This window comes from Geomobilimonas luticola, assembly GCF_018476905.1.
Taxonomy (GTDB): Bacteria; Desulfobacterota; Desulfuromonadia; order Geobacterales; family Geobacteraceae; genus Geomobilimonas; species Geomobilimonas luticola.
This window is the reverse complement of record NZ_JAHCVK010000001.1, coordinates 769,398-795,158: the sequence shown is the minus strand read 5'-3', so window position 1 is coordinate 795,158 and position 25,761 is coordinate 769,398. Positions and strand designations below refer to the sequence as shown.

General features: G+C 61.2%; 23 protein-coding genes. 7 read left to right on the top strand and 16 right to left on the bottom strand.

Features of this window, described 5'->3' with window-relative positions; translation table 11 throughout:
• Positions 1-98 precede the first annotated feature (98 nt).
• The gene (locus KI810_RS03710) at positions 99-311 is read right to left on the bottom strand and encodes a hypothetical protein (protein ID WP_214174112.1); all 213 of its coding nucleotides are present in this window, start codon (positions 309-311) and stop codon (positions 99-101) included.
• A gap of 403 nt (positions 312-714) precedes the next feature.
• Here KI810_RS03710 and KI810_RS03705 point away from each other — a divergent pair, with 403 nt between their 5' ends.
• Positions 715-3,012, top strand: coding sequence for a sigma 54-interacting transcriptional regulator (locus KI810_RS03705; RefSeq protein WP_214174111.1), 2,298 nt, complete (start codon positions 715-717; stop codon positions 3,010-3,012).
• 211 nt (positions 3,013-3,223) lie between these two features.
• Positions 3,224-3,409: a ribbon-helix-helix protein, CopG family gene (locus KI810_RS03700; RefSeq protein ID WP_214174110.1), complete on the top strand. Its 186-nt coding sequence runs from the start codon at positions 3,224-3,226 to the stop codon at positions 3,407-3,409.
• A 74-nt stretch (positions 3,410-3,483) separates the two neighbouring features.
• On the opposite strand, the gene cysS is transcribed toward KI810_RS03700, so the two are convergent.
• The 12 genes from cysS to KI810_RS03640 form a co-directional block, all read right to left on the bottom strand.
• Positions 3,484-4,950, bottom strand: a complete 1,467-nt coding sequence (gene cysS, locus KI810_RS03695; RefSeq protein ID WP_214174109.1) for a cysteine--tRNA ligase — start codon at positions 4,948-4,950, stop codon at positions 3,484-3,486.
• Positions 4,951-5,048: 98 nt separating this feature from the next.
• The gene (locus tag KI810_RS03690; protein ID WP_214174108.1) at positions 5,049-5,420 is read right to left on the bottom strand and encodes a response regulator; all 372 of its coding nucleotides are present in this window, start codon (positions 5,418-5,420) and stop codon (positions 5,049-5,051) included.
• Positions 5,421-5,422: 2 nt separating this feature from the next.
• Positions 5,423-6,448 (bottom strand): chemotaxis-specific protein-glutamate methyltransferase CheB, encoded by a 1,026-nt coding sequence (gene cheB, locus KI810_RS03685; RefSeq protein ID WP_214174107.1) that lies wholly within the window; start codon positions 6,446-6,448, stop codon positions 5,423-5,425.
• A gap of 100 nt (positions 6,449-6,548) precedes the next feature.
• The gene (locus KI810_RS17520; protein WP_214174106.1) at positions 6,549-8,600 is read right to left on the bottom strand and encodes a hybrid sensor histidine kinase/response regulator; all 2,052 of its coding nucleotides are present in this window, start codon (positions 8,598-8,600) and stop codon (positions 6,549-6,551) included.
• 1 nt (position 8,601) lies between these two features.
• Entirely contained in the window at positions 8,602-10,338 is a 1,737-nt protein-coding gene (locus KI810_RS03675) for a methyl-accepting chemotaxis protein (RefSeq protein ID WP_214174105.1), read from the bottom strand.
• 67 nt (positions 10,339-10,405) lie between these two features.
• Positions 10,406-10,951, bottom strand: coding sequence for a chemotaxis protein CheW (locus KI810_RS03670; RefSeq protein WP_214174104.1), 546 nt, complete (start codon positions 10,949-10,951; stop codon positions 10,406-10,408).
• Positions 10,952-10,978: 27 nt separating this feature from the next.
• Complete coding sequence (locus KI810_RS03665; RefSeq protein WP_214174103.1) at positions 10,979-12,817, bottom strand: CheR family methyltransferase; 1,839 nt, start codon at positions 12,815-12,817, stop codon at positions 10,979-10,981.
• Positions 12,818-12,885: 68 nt separating this feature from the next.
• Positions 12,886-14,571 (bottom strand): glutamine--tRNA ligase/YqeY domain fusion protein, encoded by a 1,686-nt coding sequence (locus KI810_RS03660; protein ID WP_246525135.1) that lies wholly within the window; start codon positions 14,569-14,571, stop codon positions 12,886-12,888.
• A gap of 25 nt (positions 14,572-14,596) precedes the next feature.
• A complete protein-coding gene (gene ispF / locus KI810_RS03655; protein ID WP_214174101.1) occupies positions 14,597-15,070 on the bottom strand; it encodes a 2-C-methyl-D-erythritol 2,4-cyclodiphosphate synthase in 474 nt (157 codons plus the stop codon).
• 15 nt (positions 15,071-15,085) lie between these two features.
• Positions 15,086-15,787, bottom strand: coding sequence for a 2-C-methyl-D-erythritol 4-phosphate cytidylyltransferase (gene ispD, locus KI810_RS03650; RefSeq protein WP_214174100.1), 702 nt, complete (start codon positions 15,785-15,787; stop codon positions 15,086-15,088).
• A 289-nt stretch (positions 15,788-16,076) separates the two neighbouring features.
• Positions 16,077-17,459 (bottom strand): L-seryl-tRNA(Sec) selenium transferase, encoded by a 1,383-nt coding sequence (gene selA / locus KI810_RS03645; protein ID WP_214174099.1) that lies wholly within the window; start codon positions 17,457-17,459, stop codon positions 16,077-16,079.
• A 118-nt stretch (positions 17,460-17,577) separates the two neighbouring features.
• Positions 17,578-18,276 carry a GntR family transcriptional regulator gene (locus tag KI810_RS03640; protein WP_214174098.1) on the bottom strand — a complete coding sequence of 233 codons (699 nt, stop codon included), beginning with the start codon at positions 18,274-18,276 and terminating at the stop codon, positions 17,578-17,580.
• Between the two features lie 166 nt (positions 18,277-18,442).
• Here KI810_RS03640 and KI810_RS03635 point away from each other — a divergent pair, with 166 nt between their 5' ends.
• Positions 18,443-19,498 (top strand): potassium channel family protein, encoded by a 1,056-nt coding sequence (locus tag KI810_RS03635; protein ID WP_214174097.1) that lies wholly within the window; start codon positions 18,443-18,445, stop codon positions 19,496-19,498.
• Complete coding sequence (locus KI810_RS03630) at positions 19,491-20,252, top strand: sugar phosphate isomerase/epimerase family protein (protein WP_214174096.1); 762 nt, start codon at positions 19,491-19,493, stop codon at positions 20,250-20,252. The genes KI810_RS03635 and KI810_RS03630 overlap by 8 nt, the downstream gene beginning before the upstream one ends.
• Positions 20,253-20,340: 88 nt before the next feature.
• Here the strand turns inward: KI810_RS03630 and cls are convergent, their stop codons facing one another.
• The 3 genes from cls to KI810_RS17250 form a co-directional block, all read right to left on the bottom strand.
• On the bottom strand, positions 20,341-21,774 hold the full coding sequence (cls, locus tag KI810_RS03625) for a cardiolipin synthase (protein WP_214174095.1): 1,434 nt from the start codon (positions 21,772-21,774) through the stop codon (positions 20,341-20,343).
• A 122-nt stretch (positions 21,775-21,896) separates the two neighbouring features.
• Complete coding sequence (locus tag KI810_RS03620) at positions 21,897-22,349, bottom strand: tetratricopeptide repeat protein (RefSeq protein WP_214174094.1); 453 nt, start codon at positions 22,347-22,349, stop codon at positions 21,897-21,899.
• 15 nt (positions 22,350-22,364) lie between these two features.
• Entirely contained in the window at positions 22,365-22,466 is a 102-nt protein-coding gene (locus KI810_RS17250; protein WP_246525134.1) for a thioredoxin family protein, read from the bottom strand.
• A gap of 208 nt (positions 22,467-22,674) precedes the next feature.
• Here KI810_RS17250 and htpX point away from each other — a divergent pair, with 208 nt between their 5' ends.
• From htpX to rpe, 3 genes are all read left to right on the top strand, one after another.
• Positions 22,675-23,529, top strand: coding sequence for a zinc metalloprotease HtpX (gene htpX, locus KI810_RS03615; RefSeq protein ID WP_214174093.1), 855 nt, complete (start codon positions 22,675-22,677; stop codon positions 23,527-23,529).
• Between the two features lie 111 nt (positions 23,530-23,640).
• Positions 23,641-24,987, top strand: coding sequence for a 16S rRNA (cytosine(967)-C(5))-methyltransferase RsmB (gene rsmB, locus KI810_RS03610; protein WP_214174092.1), 1,347 nt, complete (start codon positions 23,641-23,643; stop codon positions 24,985-24,987).
• Positions 24,988-25,035: 48 nt separating this feature from the next.
• On the top strand, positions 25,036-25,701 hold the full coding sequence (gene rpe, locus KI810_RS03605) for a ribulose-phosphate 3-epimerase (protein WP_214174091.1): 666 nt from the start codon (positions 25,036-25,038) through the stop codon (positions 25,699-25,701).
• Positions 25,702-25,761: the final 60 nt, after the last annotated feature.

Below are 25,761 nucleotides of genomic sequence, written 5' to 3'. Positions count from 1 at the left end.
AGGTGAGGGGACGGCACCGACAGAAGACCTTGAATCTGCAGCGCACGAACCGGTCAAGCGGCGGACGGTCCGGGTCCTGCCGTGAAAAAAATCCGCCATCATTCGGTAAAAATCGGCTCCTTGTCGGATTCCGGCCGTTTTTCCCGGGAAGGGAGGTTGCACTGGTTGCCCGCCGGTGCCGGCTCATCAATCCCCAGGACATGGCTTTTTTTCACGAGCAGGTCGGCAAGCCTCAGGAGTTCCTGCCGGCCGGCACCGTCAAGCCTCCTGTAGTCGGCGAGGAGTTTCTGTTCTTCCAGATTCAGGTCCATAGGCTCACTATCCTCCTCCAGATTCATTACGGCTTTTATACCATAATCCGGCAACCGATACAATCCGACAATGGCCGTCCACCGTGCCATGCATTACCCTGCCCGGCCCTATGTCACCATTGGCGGGCAATCGTTAAATATCCATAATTTTTAGTTAGTTAGCTAATTTTTTCACTTGTCAAAACCCGAGGTGGGAGTATAATAAAACTACACAGAGTTGCGAGAGTCGCGAGACTCTCATTATGCCCTAGCTGACTTGCCCTCCTAGTCGCTAGGGTGTTTTTTTGCCTTCACGTGTGCCATGCATGGCGCATTAGCGGACCATTGTGCCAATACTTGCACATTACGTTTTTTTAGGGTATGGTGAGGGAAAATTTTCAGTTCGTTTTTCTGCCGAGGGAACATGGAACCGATCGTAACCGTCAAGGACAAGTGCCGCAAATGCTACTCCTGCGTCCGGAGCTGCCCTGTCAAGGCCATCAAGGTCGACCAGAGCTATACCGACATCATCTTCGACCGCTGTATCGGCTGCGGCAACTGCCTGAGCAACTGTCCCCAGAAGGCCAAGATCGTCTGCGACAAGGTAGAGGTCACCACCCAGCTTCTCTCCTCGGGACAGCGGGTCATCGCCGTACTCGGCAGCTCCTACCCCGCCTTCTTCCACTATGTTTCACCGGGACAGCTGGCAGCCGGCCTGAAGCGGCTCGGCTTCGCCGAAGTCCATGAAGGGGCGTACGGCGTCGAACTGATCGCGGAAAGCTACGCAAGGGCCATCGAACAAGCGACCCACCCCCTCATTTCATCCCACTGTCCGGCGGTGGTCGACCTGATCGAGCGACACTACCCCAAACTGATCAAGAACCTGGTCGGCACCGTTTCTCCCATGGTGGCCATGGGAAGATTCCTCAAAGAGACCTGCGGGCCGGAGACGAAAGTCGTGTACATCAGTTCCTGCATAGCCGGCAAATTCGAAGCCCAGGCCGACGAGACCGGCGGTGCCATCGATATCGTCCTTACCTACCGGGAGCTGGAAGGGATGTTCCGCAACCGGGAAATCGGTGTCCCTTCCCTCAAGGAAGAGCCCTTTGACGGCATGGAGCCCCGCCTGGGTCGCATCTTCCCCATCTCCGAGGGGACCTTCAAGGCCTTTTCCATCGCCACCGACCCCCTGGACTGCGAGATCATCACCGCCGAGGGGGAGGCGAACGTCATGGAAATCATCCGCGACCTGGCAAGCGGCCGGATCAACCCCCGCATTGCCGATGTCAGATTCTGCTATGACGGCTGCATCGGCAGCCCGGGCCGCAACAAGGAGCTGACCGGCCTCTACAAGCGCAACCTGGTCATATCCCACTTCAAGCGTGCCGTCCCCTACGCAACGGCTCCCCACTACCTGCACCGGCAGAAACGACCGAACCTCGCCAGGGCCTTCGCCAACAAATCATCCAAACTTGATGTGCCACGGGGGGACGACGTCAGAAAAATCCTCCAGAGCACCAACAAGTTCGCCCAGAAGGATGAACTCAACTGCCGCGCCTGCGGCTACCGCACCTGCCGGGATTACGCGGTTGCCGTGCATCAGGGGCTGGCAAACCTGGAGATGTGTCTCCCCTACAATTTGCAGCAACTGGAAGAGGACCGCGGGCGTCTGATCCAGAAATACGAACTGGCTCGACGGGAACTGGACCAGGAGTACGGCGACGAATTCATTGTCGGCACCGACCGCAAGACTCTGGAAGTCCTCGACCTTATCAAGCAGGTCGGCCCCACCCCCACCACCGTCCTCATTCGCGGCGAATCGGGCACCGGCAAGGAACTGACGGCGCGGGCCATCCACCGTTACAGCAAGCGGAACGACAAACCGCTCGTCACCGTCAACTGCACCACCATCACCGACTCCCTCCTGGAAAGCGAGCTGTTCGGCCACAAGAAGGGATCCTTCACCGGCGCCATCGCTGACAAGAAGGGGCTCTTCGAGGCAGCCGACGGCGGCACCATCTTCCTGGACGAAATCGGCGACATCACCCCCAAGCTTCAGGCAGAGCTTCTGCGCGTTCTCGACATGGGAGAAGTACGGCCAGTAGGGGGAACGGCATCCAGAAAAGTCGACATACGCCTCATCGCCGCCACGAACAAGAAACTGGAGGAGGGGGTCCGGGAAGGGTGGTTCCGGGAGGACCTCTACTATCGACTCAATGTGTTCGCGGTCACCATGCCACCCCTCCGCAGCCGGGTGGAATCGATCCCGCTCCTCGCCCATCATTTCCTGGAAAAGGCAAGCACCAAGCTGAACAAGAAGATTGTCGCCATCGAGGAGCGGGCCATCAAGGCCATGCTCCAGTACCCCTGGCCGGGAAACATCCGGGAGATGCAAAATATCATCGAACGGGCCGCGGTCCTGACCCACGACGATATCATCCGGCTGGAGAACCTCCCCATCATCTTTACCGAAAGCTACGCCGACGGCCCCCCGCTGACCATCAACACCAAGACGTCCTTCAAGGCCGAACGGGAGCGACAGGTCACCCGGACCGAAAAGCACCTCATCCAGCGCTATCTGGCCGAATCCGGCGGCAATGTGTCAAAGGCGGCCAAACTGGCAAACATCCCCCGCAGGACGTTCTACCGTCTCCTGGACAAGTACGGGCTCAAGGGAAAAAGCGTCAAGTCGCCGCTTGCCGACGTGACGGCCACCCCCTAGTGTGCAATTCTGGACACACCTGTGCCAAACTCGGCACAGGCCTACCCCCTCTGCCACACAATTAGACATCATTAACGTTTCAATATCTTTTGATTTCGGCATGTTACGGGCCATACAACAGATGGTTAAAGTTGGCACGCATATGGCATTATATAGTGTATTCGACAAAAACAAACACTCACCATAGGGACATACGAAGGAGGAAACAGCAATGGGCAGAATGAGAGAGAACCCCCGGTACAATGTAATTTCCATGCGGATCAGCGACGAGGAGAGGGAAACCCTCCAGATGATCATGGAGTCCACCCACAAGAGTGTCTCCGACATCATGCGGGAAGCGATGGACCTGTTCAAGACCCGCATCGACCGAGAAAACTTCAGTCAGCGCGCCGCCTGAAACGGCAACAGAGAAGGGCCGCACAAGTGAGTGCGGCCCTTCTCTGTTGCAAGCACGGTACGACGCGAACCGGTCTACTTCACCTTCCAGGTCGTCCCCTGGGGCCCGTCCAGGAGGAGGATGTTCCGGGACAGGAGATAATCCCGGATCTCGTCGCTCCGCGCGAAGTTCTTCGCCGTGCGGGCAACCCTCCTCTCCTCGATGAGCTTCTCTATCTCGGCGGCTGACATCTCCATCCCGGCCACCTTTCTCCCCTTGATCCGCTCCAGATACTCTTCAGGCTCCGAGGTAAACACCCCCAGCACACTGCCGATTTCGGCAACGGTCTTCCGCACCGCCACAAACATGGCACGGGCAGCCGCCGACTCCCCGCCGTCTTCCGTCAGTACCCGGTTCACCGCCCGGACCAGCTCGAACACGATGCCGACGGACTGGGCGGTGTTGAAATCGTCGTCCATCGCCTGCTCGAACCGGCCCATGAAGCCACCCAGCTTCTCCTGCAATTCCCGCTCTGCCTCTGTCCCGGCGGGGGCATCCTCCCCTGCCGTCACTCCTTCAACCCGCCCGATCGCAGCCAGCGCCGAATAAATCCGCTCCAGCCCAGACCCTGCTTCGGCCAGGTTCTGGTCGGAAAAATCGAGGGGGGAGCGGTAGTGCGCGGAAAGGAGGAAAAAGCGGAGCACCTCCGGATCGTATTTATCCAGGACCTCTTTGATGGTGAAGAAGTTCCCCAGGGACTTGCTCATCTTCTCCGCATTGATGTTGACGAACCCGTTGTGCAGCCAGTACTTGACGAAGGGCTTGCCGTTGGCGGCCTCCGACTGGGCGATCTCGTTCTCGTGGTGGGGAAAGATCAGGTCCTTGCCGCCGCCATGGATATCGAAGCTCTCCCCCAGGTATTTCATGCTCATGGCCGAGCACTCGATGTGCCACCCCGGCCGCCCCTTCCCCCAGGGGGACTCCCAGAACGGCTCACCCGGCTTGGCTTCCTTCCAGAGCGCAAAATCCATGGGATGCCGCTTCCGCTCGTCAACCTCGATCCGGGCCCCCGCCTGCATCTCGTCCAGGTTGCGCCTGGAGAGCTTCAGGTAGGAATCGAATTTCTCCACGCAGAAATAGACGTCTCCCTCCGCCTGGTAGGCACACCCCTTGTCGATGAGCCGCTGGACGATGGCGATGATTTCGGCGATGTGCTCCGTCGCCTTCGGTTCGATCGTGGGCTTGACCAGTCCCAGCCGCGCCATGTCCTCGTCGAACGCCCTGATGTAGCGCTCGGAGATGACGTCGTAGGTCACCCCTTCCTTGTTGGCCCGGTTGATGATCTTGTCGTCGATGTCGGTGTAGTTCCGTACGTAGGTGACCGCATAGCGGGTGCGCAGATAGCGGTAGATCACGTCGAACACCACGTTGGCCCGTGCATGGCCGATGTGGCTATGGTCGTAGACCGTGACGCCGCAGACGTACATTTTTACCTCACCCGGCGTGAGAGGAACGAACTCCTCCTTCCGGCCGGAGAGGGTATTGTAAACTCGCAATGCCATGATCATCCTCACAGGGTAATTGACTGCAGACCCCGATTTTTACCACAATGCTCCCCCCATGTGAAGCGATTTCCAGTCGGTTGGGGGCAAGATGAAGATCAGCCGAGCAGTGACCGGACCCGAGTGGCAATCCCCTCGTTGGTGAACGGTTTCCGGATGAAACCGTCGGCCCCGGACTCCACAACCATGTGGCGCAGTTCTTCTTCGCTCTTCGACGAGAGGAGGAGGATCGGGATTTCCCGGCTGAACTCCTTTTCCCGGAGCAGCTTGGCCTTCTTGTTCCCGTCGAGCATGGGAAGCATGACATCGAGGATGATCAGGTCCGGCTTGCGGGGAGAGAAGATGTAGCTGTTGGCCTCGATGCCGCTGGAGGCGGTGAACACCTCGTAGCCGGCAGCTTCCAGGGCGTCCTTGGCCATGACCAGCACCAGTTCGCTGTCGTCTACAATGAGAATCCTTTTCTGTGCCATATCTATTCCTCCGTCGAATTCGCAAACAGTTTGATGATGGCGGCGGGGATCGCATCCAGCGGCAGTACCCGATCGGCCGCCTCCAGTGAAATTGCCGCCTTGGGCATGCCGAAGACCGCGCAGCTCTGCTCGTCCTGCACGATCGTCACCCCACCCTGTTCCTTGATACCGCGCAGCCCCTGGGCGCCATCCTTCCCCATGCCGGTAAGGAGAACGCCGACCACCTGACTGCCCAGGGGAACCAGCGACGAGAACAGCACGTCGATGGAAGGGCGGCAGCAGTTGACCTGCGGCCCGTACGTCAGCCGGGTCCGCCCATCGACCACCATCAGGTGACAGTCGGTGGGGGCCACGAGGACTTCCCCCTCTTTCAGCGCGTCCCCTTCAGCAGCGAGTCTCACCTTGAGCGGACATTCCCCGTCGAGCCACTGGGCGAATCCCCGGTCGAACCCGCTGGCGATGTGCTGCACGATCAGGACCGTCCCCCTGAAGTCGGCGGGGAGCTTCCGGACTATGCTCATCACCGCCTTGGGTCCGCCGGTGGATGCGCCTATGGCGAGGATCTTCCTCCCCCCGGCCAGGGGAGGCGGCGCCGGCTGTTCCCGGTGCCGGGAAGGGCGCCGTATGACCCGGATGCGCGCCAGAAGCCGGACTTTCTCTACAATACCGGCGCTGAACTCCGATGGGCTGGTGAGTCCGCCGCCGTCCGGCTTGCTCATGACGTCCAGAGCACCCTTCTTGATGGCGGCAAAGGCGCGGTTCACCTCATGATCGTCCAGGGTTCCCGACAGGACAAGGATAGGCGCCGGAAAGCCCGACATGATCTCCTCGATGGCTGCCAGTCCGTCGAGTACCGGCATCATGAGATCCATTACGATCAGGTCCGGCCGTAGATGCGCGGCAAGCTCCACCGCCTCCCGGCCGTCGGCAGCCTCCCCGATCACCCGGATATCGTCGGTCGCTGCGAAAATATCCTTCAGGACCGCCCGCACCAGGGGCGAATCGTCTGCAAGAAGCACCTTGATCATGTATCCGCCACTTCCCCGTATTCCCGGCAGCGCCGGAGCAGGCACGCGAAGCCGGATCGTCCGGACGCCGCGCCCCCTCGAACGTGCCTTGTAGAACGTTTCATCCTATCAGCGTCTCGACCGTATCAAGGAGCGTCCCCTGGTCGAAGCTCCCCTTGACGATATAGGCCTGCGCCCCGGCGTCCAGCGCCTGACGCTTGTGCTCGTCACGGGAAAGGGATGACACGATGATGATCGGGATCTCCCGGTAGGCGTCCAGTCCCCGCAACTGCCGGGTCAGCTCGAATCCGTTGATGCCGGGCATCTCCACGTCGGAGACCACCAGGTCGAACTGGAAACCGGCCACCTTCTCCAGCGCATCCTCTCCCGACACCGCCACCTCCACCTGGTAACCGTGACTCACCAGGATACTCCGTTCCATGGTACGGGTAGTAATGGAATCATCAACCACCAGGATGCGCCCGCGCACGCGCGCCGCCTCGTGTTCCGCGAAGGCACGACGGAAGCCGGTCGTCGCCCCCCCTTCGGCGTGGGCGAAGAGGTCGGGGACATTGAGAATCAGGGCGGGATTGCCGTCCCCCAGGATCGTGGCGCCGAACACGAAGGTCACCCGTTTCAACTGGGCTCCCAGCTGTTTCACGACCACTTCTCCGCTCCCCAGGTGGCGGTCGACGGTACAGGCAAGCAGTTGCTCCCGCAGCCGGAGAACGACCGCCGTAACCTTCCCCGTTTCCAGCAGTTCCTTCTGTCCCGGAAGCCCGAACAGGGACGCCAGGGAAACCAGCGGCACCGTAACTCCCCGCAGGGAGACGACTTCCTTGCCGCCGGTCGTGATGATGTCCTCACTCCGGATTTTGATGGTTTCCAGCACGTAACTGGCCGGGACGGCGTAGCATTCTCCGCCGCACGCCACAAGCAGAGCCTCCACGACCGAAAGGCTCAGGGGAAGCTGGAGGCTGATTTCCGTACAGACGCCGACTTCACTCCGGAGGGAAAGGGTTCCCTTGACCCGCTCCAGGTTTTTCTGCACCACGTCCAGGCCGACCCCCCGTCCGGAAACGTCGGTGACAATCTCGCTCGTGGAAAAACCGGGACGGAGGGTCAAATAGAGGGCCTCTTCGTCCCGCAGGAGTTCAGCCTCCTCCTTGTCGATCACCCCGCGGCGCAGGGCCGCCTGCTTGATCCGGGCCGGATCCATCCCCCGTCCGTCATCCCGGACGAGGATCTGCACGCTGTCCCCTTCGTGGCGGGCGCTTATCCTGATGGTCGCCTTAGCCGGCTTCCCCTTGGCCTTCCGCTCGTCGGGAAGTTCTATACCGTGATCGACGGCGTTGGTGAGCATGTGGAGAAACATCGGCTTCAGGCTTTCCAGGAGGACCCGGTCCAGCTCGATGCCGTCACCCTCCATGACCAGCTCCACCTCTTTACCCTGTTCCCGCGCCAGGTCCCGCACCAGCCGCTGGAATCCGTCGGTTATGGTGCGCAGGGGGAGCATGCGCAGCTCCATCGCCTCGCCGTGCAGCTCCTGGATGAGGTAGTCGAGATAGAGGACGTCGTCCTCCAGTTCCCGCTGGAACTGCCCCAGTTCCCGGAGCGACGGCGGTTCGCTGCCGCGGACGAGCGACTTCAGTGAGGTTACCCTGGCTTCAAGCCGCTTCTTGTTGATGATCAGTTCCCCGAGCAGATTCACCAGACTGTCCAGGGTCCTGACCCGGGCCCGCACCGTGTCGCCCAGCCCTTCCTCGTCCCTCCCCACCGGTTCCGGTGCGACGATCTCCGGCACGTCCCCCCGGTCCAGTGCCGCCAGGAAATCCTCCACGGCGAAGGGAGGAGCCTCCCCCTTGGCCAGGGCACCGACCAACCGGGCCATGGCGTCACTCCCCCGTAACAGGATATCGACTCCCCGCTCGTCCACCTCCCGCTCCCCGTCCTCGATCTCCTTGAGCAGGTCTTCCAGCCGGTGGGCAACATTGCTGACCCCTTCGAAGCCGAGCATGCGCGCCGACCCCTTGAGGGTATGGGCGTTGCGGAGCAGTTCGTGGATAAGGACCTTGTTTGCCGGTTCCTTCTCCAACCGCAACAACCCCTGCTGGAGGGAGGTCAGGTGCTCCTCAGCCTCGCGGAGAAAGATGTCGAGGTACTTGCTGGACACGTTACCCCTCTTCCTCCGCCAGGTCTTTCAACCGCTCCGTGAGCCCCATGATCTCCCTGATGGACTGTTCGGTCTCCCGGGCGCTTCCCGCAACCTGCTGGGCCACATCCCGCACCTCCGCCATGGTTTCAGCCATCTGCTCGCAGGCCGAGGTCTGCTGCTGGGTGGAGAGGGTGATCTCCTTGGCGGAACGGGCCGTCTCCTCGACCATGCCGATGATGTTGCCGAAGGAGAGTTGCACCTTGTCCACCAGGGTCGCTGCCGCATCCACCCCCTTGGTTCCCTCTTCCGTCACCATGATGGTGCTGTTGGTCGCCTTCTGGATCTCCTCGATGAGCCCCTTGATCTGCCGAGTCGCCTCCACCGTCCGCTCTGCCAGACGCCGCACCTCCTGGGCCACGATGGCAAAGCGTTTTCCCGCCTCACCTGCTCCGGCAGCCTCGATGGCGGCGTTCAGCGCCAGGAGGTTGGTCTGGTCGCTGATCTCGTCGATGATCTCCACGATACCGCCGATCTTCTGGCTGTTGTCCCCCAGCTGCAGCATGCTGTGGGCGATACTCTGGACCTGGCTCTTGAGGTTCGCCATCCCCTCGATGGCGTTGCTCACGTCCCCCGTGCCGGCCATGCAGCTCCGGGTGGTCTCCTCCGCCATCGACTCCACCGATTTGGCGTTGTCGGTGATCTGCTTTGCGGTGATGGCAATCTCCTCGGACGTGGTGGATACCTCCTGCACCGCCGTCGCCTGCTCCGTCGCCCCTGCCGACTGCTGGGCGCTGATGGCCATCATCTCGTTGGCCGAGCTGGAAAGCTGGATGATTGCCTCCTTGATGGACGCAACGAGACGGTTCGTCTTTTCGATCTCCCCCTTCAGGTTCTTGACGATGACGTTGGTCATTTTGTTGAACGCCTCGGCCAGGGTCCCGATCTCGTCACCGCTCTCGATGGGGATCGTTTCATCCAGATTGCCGTCGGCGATCCGCCGGGCCACCTGGGTCAGGCGGAGAAGGGGGCGAACCGTGACGCTGACCACCAGGTAGATGGTACAGCTGGCAACCAGCAGCATGATGAGCATGGCGACGATGATCTGGGTCCGGAGCGCGGCGATCTTCTTGTCGGTCTTCTCCATGGAGAAGCCGATGCGGAATCCCCCCCAGTGCTTGCCGTTGACGAACACCGGCGCCGAGATATCCCACATCCGCTCCCCCGTATCCCGGGAGTAGACCTGTTTCAGGAGTTCCTGCTCGTTCTTGGCGGCCTTCAGCCCCACCTCGTCGTTGAACAGACGCTTGGTGCGGTTGCCGACCTTGTCCTTTTCCTTGTCACCCGTAAGGGGCTGGGAGTACTTGGTGTTGTGGGTCGGCAGATAGCCGTTCCGGTCCACCAGGACGGCAAATACCACCTGGTCGTCCTTCAGGTACTCGTCCTCCAGCTCCTGAATGGTCTTGTCCAGGTAGGTATCGTATTTGGTATGGTATTTCTGGGGATCGGTGCCGGGGATCGGTACGTAGTTCGTATCGAAGATATCCTCCGCCGTAAAACGGCCGCTGGCAATGGCATCCTCCAGAATCCGCTCCATCAGCTTGGCACCGGTCAGGGCCTCCATCCGCCCCTTGGAGAGAAGCTCCTCTTCCATGGACGCGCTGCGGGACCGGACGAAGTAGATGGTGAAGATCGACATGATGACGATCATGACCAGAATGAGAATACCGGCGATCTTGACTGAGAGTTTATTGAACATGTGAATCACTCCTTACCCGATAAGGTTGCAAATGGTGATCGTGAATACAGAAAATGTGAAAGGCCGCTCAGCCGTTGTCCACCACGATTTCCGGCGCCGCAAGGAGCCGCTTGATGTCCAGCAGGATCACCAGACCGTCGGGGAGCTGGAGCTGGCCGCGCAGATAGTCGCGCTGGGCGCCGCTCAGGGATTTGACCGCTACCTCGAAGGTATCGAGGGGGAGCGCCGTAACCCCCTTGACCGACTCCACCAGGAGGCCGGTGTGGAATTTCTCCCCCTTCACCACGATGATCCGACCCGACGGGCCGAAGGGGAGCTGGGGAAGCCCCAGGAGGGACCGGATGTCCATGGCGGCGACGATCTCTCCCCGCAGGTTGAACACCCCGACTATCAGCTCCTGCACCTTGGGAACCTTCACCAGTCGCGGGATGCGGAGCACCTCCGCCGCATGAACCGTTTCAAAGGCGTAGGTTTCTCCGCCGAGGGTGAACGTCACGCACTCCAGCTGCTCTTCGAGTGCTTCCTCCACCGTTTCCAGCCCTTGCCAGTACTCATCGCGCATCTCCCTGAGGATGTCATCGATGTTGTAGCCGACCTTCTTCCCCTCTTCCATTGCCGAACTCTCCCGAAAACCGTCTCTTTAGGCAACGCGTGCCAGTTCCGTCCTCACCCGCTCCATGAATACCTCCCGCGACAATCCTCCTCCATAGGGAACCACGTTCCCCTCGGGCGACTGCTCCAGGAGTCTGAGGCAGTTGCGGAACTCCCGCATCCCGTCCCGCTCCTTTCCCATACGGAAGTAGAGCCGCCCCATGCAGTAGTGGGGCATGACGAAATCCATGCTGAGGAGCAGTGCCTTGCGGTATTCGACCAGCGCATCGGGCAGCTGTTCCTCGATCTCCAGGACCAGCCCCCGCAGGAAATAGGCATCGGGGTGAAGGTCGTTCCTCGCCAGCACCTGGTCGCACAGGGCCAGAGCGTCCCGGAACTGGGCCCTGTTGGCATGGATGAATCCCTTCATGACCAGGGCGTCCAGATGGTCGGGCCGTTGCCGCAGAATCTCCCCGAGCAGCGCCTCGGCCTCCTTGAAATTCTCTCCGTCGAAAAGCTCCCGGGCCTGGCGATAGAGCTCTTCCGGTGTCGGTACCGGCGCTGGCGGCGGGATCGGCGGCGGCATCTTCGAAGGATGCAGCGATACCGCCGGGCGAGGAGGTTCAACCGTCTTTTTCACCGGCCGGGGCCGCGGGGGCTTCAGCTCCGGCACCCCGGGGGCCGACGGGGATTTTTTCCGGTAATAGAAACCGCTCTCCCGGCTCACCCGCTCGAACCTGGTGGAAATATGGGTGAGGGCTTCGGCGTGGCCGAGAAACAGGTATCCCCCCGGTGCAAGGGTAGCGGCAAATTTGTCGACGATCTGCCGGGTCGTGGCCAGGGTGAAGTAGATGGTCACGTTGCGGCAGAAAATGACGTCCAGTTCCCGCAAGGGGCCGTCCGGCTGGGGGAACGCGGCTGTCTGGAGGTTGAGGTGGGAAAACTCCACCAGCTGCTTCACCTCGTCACGGACGAGATAGCTGTCCCCCACGCGGGTGAAGTACCGTTCCAGATAGCGCGGTTCCGTGGCCCGCAGGGACCAGGGGCGGTACACCCCTTCCCGGGCCCGCTGCAGCGACCGGTTGTTGATGTCCGTGGCCAGGATCCTGATGTCACGCTTGCGCCAGTCAGGCAGGGCCTCCATGATGGTCATGGCCAGTGAATAGGGTTCCTCGCCGGTGGAACAGCCGGCCGACCAGATACGGAGGGGCTTGTCGGCCATCTCCCCGCTCACCAGCTGGCGGAGGGCATCGAAATGGGCCCGGTAGCGGAAAAAAAACGTTTCGCCGACGGTCAGGTGCTGGAGAAGCTTCTGCAGTTCCTGACGGCTTTCCCCGTATTCGGCCAGGTAGTCGAAGTAGTCCCGGTACGAGGCGATGTGGAGGGCAGCCATCCGGCTGGTTATCCCCCGCTCCAGGATCTTCTGGTTGCGGCGTTCGAAGTGGAGACCGCTGTTGGTCAGGAGGTAGTCGCAGTAAAGCCGGCTTTCATCCTCCGTCAGGTGCCCCGGCGGCGCAGGTGACGCCCGCTTGCGTCCCCCTCGGGAGAGAAGCGCCAGATCCTGGCGAAGCCGGTTCACGTCCACCGGCTTGAGGAGAAAATCGAATACCTGCTGAAGTTCGTATTCCATCGCCGGATCGGCGGAAATGACGATGACGGGGAGATGCTTCCCCTCCCCTCGCTGCAGCCGCTGCACCAGATCGACGGTGGATATCTCCGGGCAGCCGTCTTCGATGATCACCACGCTCGGTGCCGCTGCCGGTACCATCCGCAGCGCCTCCTTCACGGAGGCTGCCGGAACGATTCCGTAGCCGTCCTGCTCCAGCAGGACCGTCAGGAAGCGCCCGAGGGCCTCATTGGCATGAACCAGAAGAATGGTACGGGGCATGGCTTATCCTCTCTTCGCAATGCCATGCAAGAATTGAGGTCCTGCTGAAGAGTCCAGCCGATCCAACGTCAGGCGGACTGCTCCCGGCTCCAGGAGTCCCGCAGGGTGGCAGTCCGGTTGAACACCGGCGCACCAAGGCGGGAATCCCGTGCATCGACCGTAAAGTATCCCTGCCGTTCGAACTGGTAACGGCTCTCCCCTGCAGCGTCCGCCAGGCCCGGTTCCAGACGGGCGGCAGGCAGCACCTCCAGGGCGCGGGGGTTGATGAACGATTTGTACTCCTGTCCCCCCTTGTCCGGATGGGGAACGGAGAAAAGGCGATCATAGAGGCGTACTTCCGCCGTTACGGCATGGCGCGCCGATACCCAGTGTATGGTCCCCTTCACCTTCCGGCCGGCAGCAGGTCCGCCGGTGCGGGTATCGGGATCATAGGTGCAGCGGACTTCCACCACATTTCCTTCCCCGTCCTTCACCACCTCCGTGCACTTCACGATGTAGGCGTACCGCAGCCGCACCTCCTGGCCGGGGGCCATGCGGTGGAACCCCTTGACCGGGGTCTCCATGAAGTCGTCCTGCTCGATGTACACCTCCCGGCAGAAGGGAATCTGGCGGCTCCCCAGTTCGGGCCGCTGGGGGTGGTTGGCCGCCGTGAACTCCTCCACGTCCCCCTCGGGAAAGTTCTCGATGACGAGCTTCAGGGGGCGGAGCACCGCCATGGCCCGGGTCGCGTTGGCATTCAGGTCGTCGCGGACGCATTCCTCGAGGACTCCCATGTCGATCCAGCTGTCGCTTTTCCCCACCCCGATTCGCTCGCAGAAGGTGCGGATGGAGCCGGGGGTATAGCCGCGCCGCCGGAGGCCGGCAAGGGTCGGCATGCGCGGGTCGTCCCAGCCCGCCACATCGCCGTCCTGCACCAGCTGGAGGAGCTTCCGCTTGCTCATCACCGTGTAGGTCAGGTTGAGACGGGCAAATTCGTACTGGCGGGGGCGATAGATGCCGAGCCGCACGAGGAACCATTCGTAGAGAGGACGATGGGACTCGAATTCCAGGGTACAGACCGAATGGGTAATCCCCTCGATGGAGTCGCTCTGGCCATGGGCGTAGTCATACATCGGGTAGATGCACCAGGCATCGCCGGCATGGGGATGGGGGGCATGGAGTATCCGGTACATGACCGGATCGCGCAGGTTCAGGTTCGGCGAAGCCATGTCGATCTTCGCCCGCAGCACCCGGGCACCGTCGGGAAACTCGCCGGCCCGCATCCGCCGGAAAAGGTCGAGATTTTCCTCGACGGGGCGGTTCCGGTAGGGGCTCTCCTTCCCCGGTTCGGTAAGGGTCCCCCGGTGGGCGCGGATCTCATCGGCGGAGAGGTCGTCCACGTAGGCGTCACCCTGCCGGATGAGTTGTTCCGCCCATTGGTAGAGCTGCGCGAAGTAGTCGGAGGCGTAGTAGAGGTGCTCTCCCCAGTCGAAGCCGAGCCAGCGGACGTTCTCCTTGATGGACTCGGCGTACTCGATCTCCTCCCGGGCCGGGTTGGTATCGTCGAACCGGAGGTGGCAGCGGCCGCCGAAATCCCGGGCCAGCCCGAAATTGAGGCAGATGGACTTGGCGTGGCCGATGTGAAGGTAGCCGTTGGGCTCCGGCGGGAAACGGGTCACGATGGACGTATGCCTGCCGCTCTGCAGGTCGTCATCGATAATAGTGCGGATGAAGTTGGCAGTAGCCTGTTTCGTGTCAGTTTCGGATGTACTCATTGATTTCATCTACCTTCCAGCATGGTTATTTTACTTCCATGAGCGCCACCGCATGGGCGGCGATCCCTTCCCCCCGCCCGCAGAACCCGAGTTCCTCGGTGGTTGTCGCCTTGACGTTGACCTGGTCCGTATTCGCGGCCAAAACCCTGGCGATGTTCTCCCGCATGGAGGAAATGTGGGAAGCGAGCTTGGGACGCTGGGCAACGATGGTGGCATCCACGTTCTCCAGCCGGTATCCCTTCCGGTCGGCCAGCCCCATGACATGGGCCAGCAGCTTGAGGCTGTCCGCACCCTTGAACTGGGGGTCGGTGTCGGGAAAGTGCCGGCCGATGTCTCCCTCGCCGATGGCACCGAGGATGGCGTCGGAGATGGCATGGAGCAGAACATCCGCATCCGAATGTCCCAGAAGCCCCTTCTCCCACGGGATATCCACCCCCCCAAGAATAAGCTTCCGCCCCTCCACCAGCCGGTGCACATCATACCCGTGACCAATGCGCATAGAACTTTTCACCTTTCACTCTTCACGTTTCACGGATTTTATGAATGCTTCCGCCAGGACAAGGTCCTCCGGCGTCGTAATCTTGATGTTGCGGTAATCACCCATGACCACATGGACATCCTTCCCGAGACGCTCCACCAGGGAGGCGTCGTCGGTCCCCAGGTACCCCTCGGCGGCGGCAATTTCGTGGGCGGCCCGGATCACGCCGTAACGAAACGCCTGGGGGGTCTGGGCAAGCCAGAGCTGTTCCCGCGGCGGGGTCTCCCGGATGATCCCGTCGACTGCCACCTTGACCGTATCCTTGGCCGGCACCGCCACGAGGGCGCCGTCATGTTCCGCCGCCACCCGGATCGCCTTTTCCAGCACCGCCACGGGAATGAACGGCCGTACGCCGTCGTGGATGAGGATCACCGCATCGTCCGGTGTCCCGTCGATGGCCCGCAACCCGTTGAGCACCGAATACTGGCGCTCGGCACCACCAGCCACGATGTCCCGCACCTTGCGGAACCCGCACCGTTCCACCACCTGTTCACGGCAATAGGGGATCTCCGCCTCCGGCGAAATGACGTAAATATCGTCAACTTCGGGAAGGGACTCGAATACCCCGATGGTATGGGCGACTATCGGCTTTTCGTTCAGGAGGAGGTACTGCTTGTTGATGGCGGCACCCATCCGTTTTCCCATTCCCGCAGCGGGGATGAGCGCAATCACTTTCATGAACAGGGTCCCTGGCGCTGCGCCGGTGGAAAACGGCGCAACACATAAAAATCAAACAAAACTCGCCCAACTATAACGACCGGTTACTTTCCCGGTCAACGAAAAAATCCCCGTATATATAAAAAGCCGTTTTATTATACAAAATAAAACGAAAAAAACCAGCTTTTATTCCGCTCCGGGAGATGAAATTCAACCCATGATGGGGCACTCAGCAAAGAAGCAACCTGTTATTTAACGGAATGGGCCAACTGAACAGAGAGAGGGAAAAAGGGAGGGCCTTGCAGAAGCATCACCCCAATGCTTTGAGCGCGGCAACAAGGAGAGGGACATCGGTATCGAGGATGGTCCGGATATCGAGGAGGAACTCCCCTTTGGCAATCCTGCCGACGACCGGCACGGCACCGGAACGGAGGCGGGTTTCCAGTTCCTGGGGGGAAAGGCCGGCCACCCGGACGGACAGGAGAACCGTGGGAAGCTCCTGACCGGGAAGAGCCCCTCCCCCTACCTGGGAGACCCCTTTCACCGGGGCGACCTCGATACGGGAGGACAGATTCCGGCGCAGAAGCCGGACGATGCGCCGCCCCTTTTCCGCCAGTTCGGCGGGACCGGCCGTGAGCATGCGCAGGGTCGGAATGGAGGTAAGGGCCTGCCGTTCGTCCCGGTAGAGCGCCAGGGTCCCCTCCAGAGCCGCAAGGGTGAGCTTGTCGATCCGGAATGCCCTGAGCAGCGGATGTTTCTTCATCGGGTCGAGACACGCTTTTTTACCGACGATGACCCCCGCCTGGGGGCCGCCGAGGAGCTTGTCGCCGCTGAAGGTGACCACGTCCACGCCGGCCCGGACGAATTCCTGGATCGTCGGCTCGCTCCCCACGCCAAGACGGGCCAGATCAACAAGATTGCCGCTCCCCACGTCAGCCATGACCGGCAGGCCGCACTCCCTGCCAAGCTCCACCAGCCGGGGCGCTGTCACTTCGGCAGTAAAGCCGGTCATGGCGAAGTTGCTGGCATGCACCTTGAGGAACAGGGCCGTCTCGGCGGTTACGGCGGCACGATAATCGGCAGCATGGGTCCGGTTGGTCGTCCCCACTTCCCGCAACAGGGCTCCGCTCTGTCCCATGATGTCGGGAATCCGGAACGATCCGCCGATCTCAACCAGTTCCCCCCGGGAAACCACCACTTCCCGGCCAGCAGCCATCGACGCCAGCGCCAGCATGACGGCAGCTGCATTGTTGTTCACCACCAGCGCCGCTTCGGCGCCGGTCAGCTCGCAGAGGAGCGCTTCCACATGGGAATAGCGGCTCCCCCGCGCTCCCTCAGCCAGATCGAACTCCAGGTTGGAATAGCCGTAGGCTATCTTTTCAAGTTGCGCCCTGACCTTCTCCGGGAGGGGGGAACGGCCAAGATTGGTATGGATGACCACCCCGGTGCCGTTCACTACCCGTTTCAGGCTCGGAGCCGTAATCCGCTCCACCGCCGCAGCTATTCTGGCCGCAACAATTTCCTCCGACGGCACCACGTGCGATGCCTCCCCCCTGGCTTCCCGGCGCAGAGCCTCAAGGACAGTCCGCACCCCCTTGAGGACCACCGAACGGGGATAGGCAGCCAGCACCGTCTGGACCGCGGGCCACTCCAGCACCTTGTCAACCTTGGGAATATTCTTGAGGATCGACACGAAAACTCCTTGGGAAAGAGGGAAGATGGAGCGAAGGGCTCGGAGGGGAGAGTGTAGCAGAAGAGACGGCAAAGCGCCAGTCTCTGACCGGCGCTCGCTTTCCGGTTATGGCGGGAATTCAGATATCCATATGGAGGGCAGCTTTTCGTTCCGCAGCCTTGAGGGGCGAACTCCCCTGCATGAGCACCTTGCCGCCGTACTCCGCATTCTTGCGCACGAGCCTTTCGGCCAGGTCGGCATTCCGCTTGCGGAACGCCTCGATGATCTTTTCGTGCTCCTGCACCGAGATGTGCATCCGGCCGGGGAGGCTCAGGGAGGCAACCCTGAGGCGCTGGAACTTGTTGAGCAGATTGGAGATCAATTCCTGGAGCTTATCGTTGTCTGACGCCCGGATGAACAGATCATGAAAATCATTGTGAATCTTGAAGAAGTGCCGCACGTCACCTTCGTCCGCCATCTGTCGCAGCTTGGCGTTGATCGCATCGAGCTTCTCAAGGTCTTTGTCCGACAGCTTTTCGCACGCGCATCGTGCCGCATATCCTTCCAGGATACTCTTTATGGCGTAAAACTCCTCCACATCCCGTGGGGAAAAGGCGGTCACGACCGCCCCCTTACGCGGGATGACCGTCAGGTACCCTTCCGACTCCAGTTGCCGGAATGCCTCCCGTATCGGAGTCCTGCTGATGCCGAACCGCTCCGCCAATTCGGGCTCGGCCACTTTTTCACCCGGCTTCAGTCCTCCGCTCATAATGGCGTCGCGGATCGTTTCCAGTATTTTTTCCCTGAGGGTCAGGTGTTTTTCAATGCTTTTCTTCATAAATGCCCCCTTATGAGGATAGGTGAATTGTATACAGTATACATTATTTGTCAAGAAATTCCCTCAAATCCGGCTTCCAGTCGAGCATGAGCGAAACTGAAACCATGCAATTATCTTGAATTTTGCGCTTCCAGATAGTAATCTTGTTTCCCGCAAGGAGCTCGGCATGGATCCTGTCCGGCATCTGAAAATTTCGGTCTTCGTACTCGGCCTGCTCATCAGTGTTGGCGTGACCGGTTACATGGGGATCGAGGGGTGGAATTTCCTCGACGCCCTCTACATGACCGTCATTACCCTGGGGACGGTGGGATTCAGGGAAGTCCACGACCTGAGCGATGCCGGCAAGCTGTTCACCGTGGGACTGATCGTGGTCGGCGTCAGCGTCCTCGGCTACATCGTCGGAAGCCTTGCCCAGATCATGTTCGAAGGACAGTTCCAGCGGATTATCGGGAGGAAAAAGGTGGAAAAGAGGATCGATGCCCTGCAGGATCACTACATAATCTGCGGTTTCGGCCGCATCGGCGCCCTGATATGCAAGGAATTCGCCGCCAAGCCCCTCCCGTTTCTGGTCATCGAAAAACACCCCGAGGTACACGACAAGCTGCACCAGGAGGAGTACCTCCACATCAGGGGGGACGCCACCGAGGACGAAACCCTGCTCAGGGCGGGAATCAAGCGGGCCAAGGGGCTCATCTCGGTGGTCACGTCCGATACGGAGAACGTGTACATCACCCTTACCGCACGGGGGCTCAACCCCGACCTGTTCATCCTGGCCCGGTCGGGGGAAGAAGGGTCGGAAATCAAGCTGAAGCGGGCCGGCGCCAACAAGGTGGTTTCTCCGTATGTGATTGGGGGCAGTCGCATGGCCCAGGCAATCCTTCGCCCCAACGTGGTGGACTTCATCGAGATCGCCACCGGCCGGGAACACCTGGAACTGCAGATGGAAGAGATCCTGATTCCGGCCGATTCGAGCTTTGCCGGGGAGAACCTGGTCAGCTCAGGCTTCCGCAAGGAAACCGGCGTCATCATCATCGGCATCAAGAAAGCCGTCGGCAAGATGGTGTTCAACCCCAATCCCCACGCCAAGATGGAGGCGAACGACACCCTGATCGTCCTCGGCGAGCCGGCGGCCATCCAGAAACTGGAGCAGCTGATCAGCTGCAGTAACTCCGCAGCCGCCATCATACAAAAACACAAGGGAGAACCGACTCCCCATGAATGACCGACTGTTCGTCCACGTTCCCTACTCATTCCTGCAACAGAACCTGGAGCTGGTCCTTGCCAAAGGGGTCAACCCGGAAGTATTCTTCTCCGGCGACATGCTCGACGCCCTTATTCCCGAGGAACTGGCAGCCATCGCCGCCACCCTGGCCGGCAGCGGCCTGGCGACCACCATCCACGCCCCCTTCATGGACCTGAACCCCGGCTCCGTGGAACGGCTCATCCGGGACGTCACCCGCCACCGCCTTGCCCAGGTGCTCGATGCCGCCGCCATTCTCAAACCGCGGGTTGTGGTCTTCCATCCAGGGTACGACCGCTGGCGTTACGGGGAGAGTCAGGACAAATGGCTCAAGCACAGTATCGACACCTGGCAGGAGGTACTGCCGCGCGCCGCGGAAATCGGCTTTACCGTGGCGGTGGAAAACATCTTCGAAGAGGAGCCGTCCACCCTCCAGGCGCTGTTCGGGGCGCTCCCCCAGCTTCGGCACTGCTTTGACGTGGGCCACTGGAACCTGTTCACCAAAGTGGGGATGGAGGAGTGGTTCGCCGCCGTCGGCAGCCTCATCGCCGAGGCCCATATCCACGACAATCACGGCCGGCGCGACGACCACGCCCCGGTGGGGGAGGGAAATATTGATTTCCACCTCTTCTTCCGGCTCATGGCCCGATACGCACCCCAGGCCGCCTGGACCATCGAGGCCCACAGCAAGGAAGACCTGGACCGGTCCCTTGTGAACATTCAGACGTTTCTGTAAGCGCATATTTTCACCCATGAAAAAAAGCCGGCGGGTCCTCCCCGCCGGCTTCCTTCCAACAATCCCACCGTCAGTTCAGTTCACACCTTCATAAATACGGAGAAAACAGCTTGGCTGCAGCATCCCGCACCTTGACGGGAAGGTTGCGGGCATCCATCTCCGCCAGGGAGACCTGGTGGGAACGGGCCACGGCGGCCATGAAATACTCTTCCAGCTGGCGGGTAAACCCGGCATCGTAGACTTCCAGGTCGAGCTCGAAATTGAGCCGGAGACTGCGGGGGTCCATGTTCGCCGAACCGATGAGACTCCAGACGCCGTCCACCAGGAAAAGCTTGGTATGAACGAACGGTGGCGGCTGGTAATAGACCTTTATCCCCAGTTGCAGCAATTCCCAGAGATAGGCCCGGCTGGCCCAGTGCACAAAGGGAAGGTTGTTGCGGGCCGGAAGCACGAGCGCCACGTCGACGCCCCGCAGCGCCGTGGTGATAAGGGCGGAGACCAGGGGACGGTCGGGTATGAAATAGGGGGTCATGATCAGAACCCGCTTGCGGGCACAGGCCAGTGCTCCCATGATGATCCAGTGGAGCTTGCGGAACTCCTTGTCCGGGCCATCGCCGACAACACGGGCGATGGCGCTCCCCGCTTGTGCCAAGGGGGGGAAATGGCTTCGGTCTGTCAGTAGTTCGCCGGTGACAAAGTACCAGTCCTCCAGAAAAATCCGCTGCAGGTCGGCCACCACCTGCCCTTCCACCCGGAAATGCATGTCCGCTACCGCCGGTGGTTTGCCGCTCCTCTCCACCAGGTGGCGGTCGCCGATGTTCATCCCGCCGGTAAAGCCGGTCTGGCCGTCCACCACGAGGATCTTCCGGTGGTTGCGCAGGTTGACGTACCCCCCCTGACGCAGGGGGAGAAACCGGCCGATTTTGACGCGCGACCCGCGCAGGAAGCTGCGGATGGTGGGCCGGGAGTATTTTTCACCGAGACTGTCGATGATCACCCGCACATCGACCCCCCGGTCGGCTGCCGATTTCAGCGCCTCGCCAAACCGCCGGCCGGTGGCATCGGAATCGAAAATATAGGTGCTCAGGTGGATGGAACGGGTGGCGGCATCTATTGCCGCCAACATGGCAGGATAGGCGGTTTCGCCGTTTATGAGCGGTTCAATGCGGTTGTCCGACAGAAGCGCGGAACTGACCAGCCGGTCGGAAAGCGCCCGCAGTTCCCGCAGGTACAGGGATTCGGGGGGAAGTTCTCCGGCCACCCGCAACTGCAGCCGGTCGGAGAACTTATCCCAACCGGCAAAGAGCCGTCCGCTATCCTGCCATTGCCGGGCCGTCCGGTAAATCCAGTTCACCCCCATGGTCCAGTAGAAGAACGGCCCGATTACCGGCAGGGTGATGCTGGTGACAATCCATCCCAGGGCAGAGCGGGGATCACGTTTCATGATCAGCGCGTGGAGCGCCGACGTGAGCGACAGCGCCACGACTAACGAGATCAGTATCCCCAGCAGAAAGTGGTCCAATCGCCCCCCCGGCTCCCCATGGACTTGTTAATTAATTACATAACATAAGTCAGGGCAAAATACAGGCACAAAAAACGGGGGCAAGACTGCGCCCCCGTCCAATCACCCCTGCAGGAGCTTCTCTACAGCAAACTATACGGCTCCGCCCGCTTCGCCCATTCGCTGGCGGGGTATTCGGCCTTCAGCTTCTCGTAGGCCTCCTTGAGCGCCGCGGCATCGTGACTCGCCTTGAACCGGCTCACACCCCGGAGATAGACCGCCTCGGGGGCAAAACCGCTCTGGGGAAATTCGGCCAGCACCCGATCAAAGTGGACGATGGCATCATTGAAATCTCCCGCATCGAAATCGATTTTCCCCATCCCGAGGATCAGTGAGGCTATCAGGTCGTCGGGGGGGAGGAAGCCGACGGTCCGGTGGTGCTCCTTCCCGTAATAATCGAGGGTGATAAGGGTGGGGGTCCAGGTGAGCTTGAAGTCATCGGCCAGTGGCTTGCTGTCCGCCGGAACCCGGATCGGCACTACGTTCGCGTTGATGAAATCGAAGACCTTCACATTGGGATACGTGACCGCATCCATCTGTTTGCAGCCGATTCAGCCAGGATTGAAGAAGTCCAGCAGAATCGTCCTGTGTTCGGTCTGCCCCCGGGCGAGAGCCCTGTTCAAATCGGTTTCCCAGTTTATGACACTTGCCATGGCGCTACCTCCTCTGGTTGCTCGAGCGTCGTTAACCATGTCTTCGTCGGCACATCAGGTCATGGATAAAATCCTAGCTCACTCACCACCGGAGTCAAGGAGACCCGGCCGCAGGCGCTCCCCCTTGCAGTTTCGTCCGGCAATGATTATACTGGCTTGGTAACGGACAGATACCGCAGAAATTACGAGCCCAAAGGATGGACCCCTTATGAATACACTGAAGACGACATTTCTCATGGCCATGCTCACCATGCTGCTGGTCCTGGCCGGCGGCGCCATCGGCGGCAGGGGGGGTATGACCTTCGCCCTCATCATGGCCGGGGTGATGAACTTCGTCTCCTACTGGTTCTCCGACAAGATCGTGCTCGCCATGTACGGCGCCAAAGAGGTGACCGAGTCCGAGCAGCCCGAGTTCTACGGGCTGGTGCGCCAACTGGCAACGCGGGCCGCCATCCCCATGCCCCGGGTCTACATCATCCCCTCGGAAACCCCCAATGCCTTCGCCACGGGGCGCAACCCGGAACACGCCGCCGTAGCGGCGACCGCCGGCATCATGCGGATTCTGACCCGTGAAGAACTGATGGGGGTCATGGCCCATGAACTGTCCCACGTCAAGAACCGCGACATCCTCATATCCTCTGTCGCCGCCACCATAGCCGGCGCCATAACCTATCTGGCCCAGATGGCACAATGGGCAGCGATCTTCGGCGGTAGCCGCGACCGGGACGAGGAAGGGGGAGGGTTCGGTCTGATTGTCATGGCCATCGTCGCCCCCATCGCCGCCATGCTCATCCAGATGGCCATCTCCCGCTCCCGTGAATACGGCGCCGACCGTGGTGGCGCCCAGGTCGCCGGCAACCCCCTCTACCTGGCCAATGCACTCCGCAAGCTGGAGATGGCCAACCGGCAGATCCCCATGGGGGGAGCGAGTCCCGCCACGGCCCACATGTTCATCGTCAACCCCCTCACGGGGGGAGGGCTCATGTCCCTCTTCTCAACCCATCCCCCCATGGAGGAACGGGTACGACGCCTGGAAGAGATGGCGTACGGGCCGAGAGGCTGACGCCTCAACCCGGAAGTTCGAAGCGCGGACGTGCGGAAGCCTAGCCTGTCACCTTCCCGCTCCGCGCTTTTCTCGTCCCCCACGTTCAATCATCCCCACTGAGGAGCCAACGTGACTACGACCCCGCGCCGCGCCGCCTTCGACATCCTCCTCCGCATCGAGAAGGAGCGTTCCTACGCCGACATCCTCCTCGACCATGAACTGACCCACGGGACGCTGCAGGGGCCCGACCGGGGACTCCTGACCGAGCTGGTCTACGGCGTGCTCCGGCGCCAGGGTACCCTGGACCATGTCATCGACCAGTTCGCCAGCCAGAAGTGCAGCCGCCTGGAGCGCTCCGTCCACCTCCTGCTCCGCCTCGGCCTCTACCAGCTTCTCTACCTGGACCGGATTCCGACCGCCGCGGCAGTCCATGCCACCGTGGAACTCGCCAAGACCCTGGCACCCCGTGCCAGCGGTTTCATCAACGCCGTGCTGCGCCAGGCCGACCGGGAACGGCAGAACATCCGTTTTCCTGATCCCGTGAACAAGCCGGCCGCCTACCTGGCAGCCGCCTGGTCCGAACCGGCGTGGCTCACCGCCCGCTGGCTCGACCAGCTGGGGAGGGAAGAGGCGGAAGCCCTGGCCCGGGCCATGGTGGAACCGGCACCCTTTACCATCCGCGCCAACACGCTCCGGACAAGCCGCGACGAACTCCAGGCCCGGCTCGCAGGGGAAGGGATCACCGCTACCCCCTGCCGCTATTCACCTGACGGGGTCCGTGTCGACACACCGACCGCCATCGGCAGGCTGGCAAGCTTCCGGGAGGGGCTCTGCACCGTCCAGGACGAATCGTCCCAGCTGGCGGCCATCTTTCTGGACCCGAAGCCGGGCGAGCGCATCCTTGATCTCTGCGCGGCCCCCGGGGGGAAGAGCACCCACCTGGCCCAGCGCATGGGAAACAGCGGGACCATCCTCGCCTGCGACATCGGCGCCCGCAAGCTCCGGCTCATCGAGGAGACCGCCCACCGCCTCGGCATCACCATCATCACCACCAGACCCGTCGATGGGACCAAACCCCTCACAGACCTGCAGGGGGAGCGGTTCGACCGGATCCTGGTGGACGCCCCCTGCTCCGGCCTGGGGGTCATCCGCCGCAATCCAGAGGGGAAATGGTGGAAGAGCCCGGCCGACATAACCGCCCTGGCCCGGACCCAGAGGGCTATCCTCCACAACGCCGCAGAGATTCTCATGCCGGGGGGGACCCTTCTCTACGGCGTCTGCTCCACCGACCGGGAGGAAACCGACACGGTCATCGAGGATTTTCTTTCCGAACAGGGAGAGTTCGTGGTAGAAGATTTACGTGAGCTCTTCCCCTCTCACCGGGAACTGTTCACCGACCGGGGCTTCTTCCGGAGCTGGCCCCACCGCCACGGCATGGACGGCTTCTTCGCCGCCCGGCTGAAAAGATTATCATAGGTCTCATAGGACCTATACGACCTATAGGACCTATGTTCGGAGGTTTACATGAAAAAGATCGCCCCATCCATCCTTTCCGCCGATTTCGCCCGCCTTGGCGACGAGGTGCGGGCCGTGGCGGCCGCCGGTGCCGACTATATCCACGTGGATGTCATGGACGGCCATTTCGTCCCCAACATCACCATCGGCCCCTTGGTGGTGGACGCAGTGCGACGGGTGACTGACCTCCCCCTGGACGTCCACCTGATGATCGAGAACCCCGACCTCTACATCCCCGAATTCGCCAGGGCAGGCTCGGACATCATCGTGGTACACGCCGAGGCGACCAACCACCTCCACCGGACCATCCAGCTCATCAAATCCTTCGGCAAGAAGGCGGGTGTCTCCCTCAACCCGGCCACCCCCCTCAACCTCCTGGAATACATCCTGGACGAGCTCGATCTGGTGCTGCTCATGACCGTCAACCCGGGGTTCGGCGGCCAGTCGTTCATCGAGGCATGCCTCCCCAAGATCCATGCCCTGCGGGGGATGCTGGACAAGCGGGGGTTGGAGACGGAACTGGAGGTGGATGGCGGGGTCAAGACCGACAACATCGCCCGGATCGCCCATGCCGGCGCCGACGTGTTCGTGGCGGGGAGCGCCGTATTCGGCAGCCCGGACTACGCCGCCACCATCGCGGAGCTGAAGCGGCGGGCGAAGGAGCCGGTACTTTAGAGGCAATTTTGAATTCTGAGTTATGAATTTTGAATTGTAATCCCGAACTCAAAATTCAAA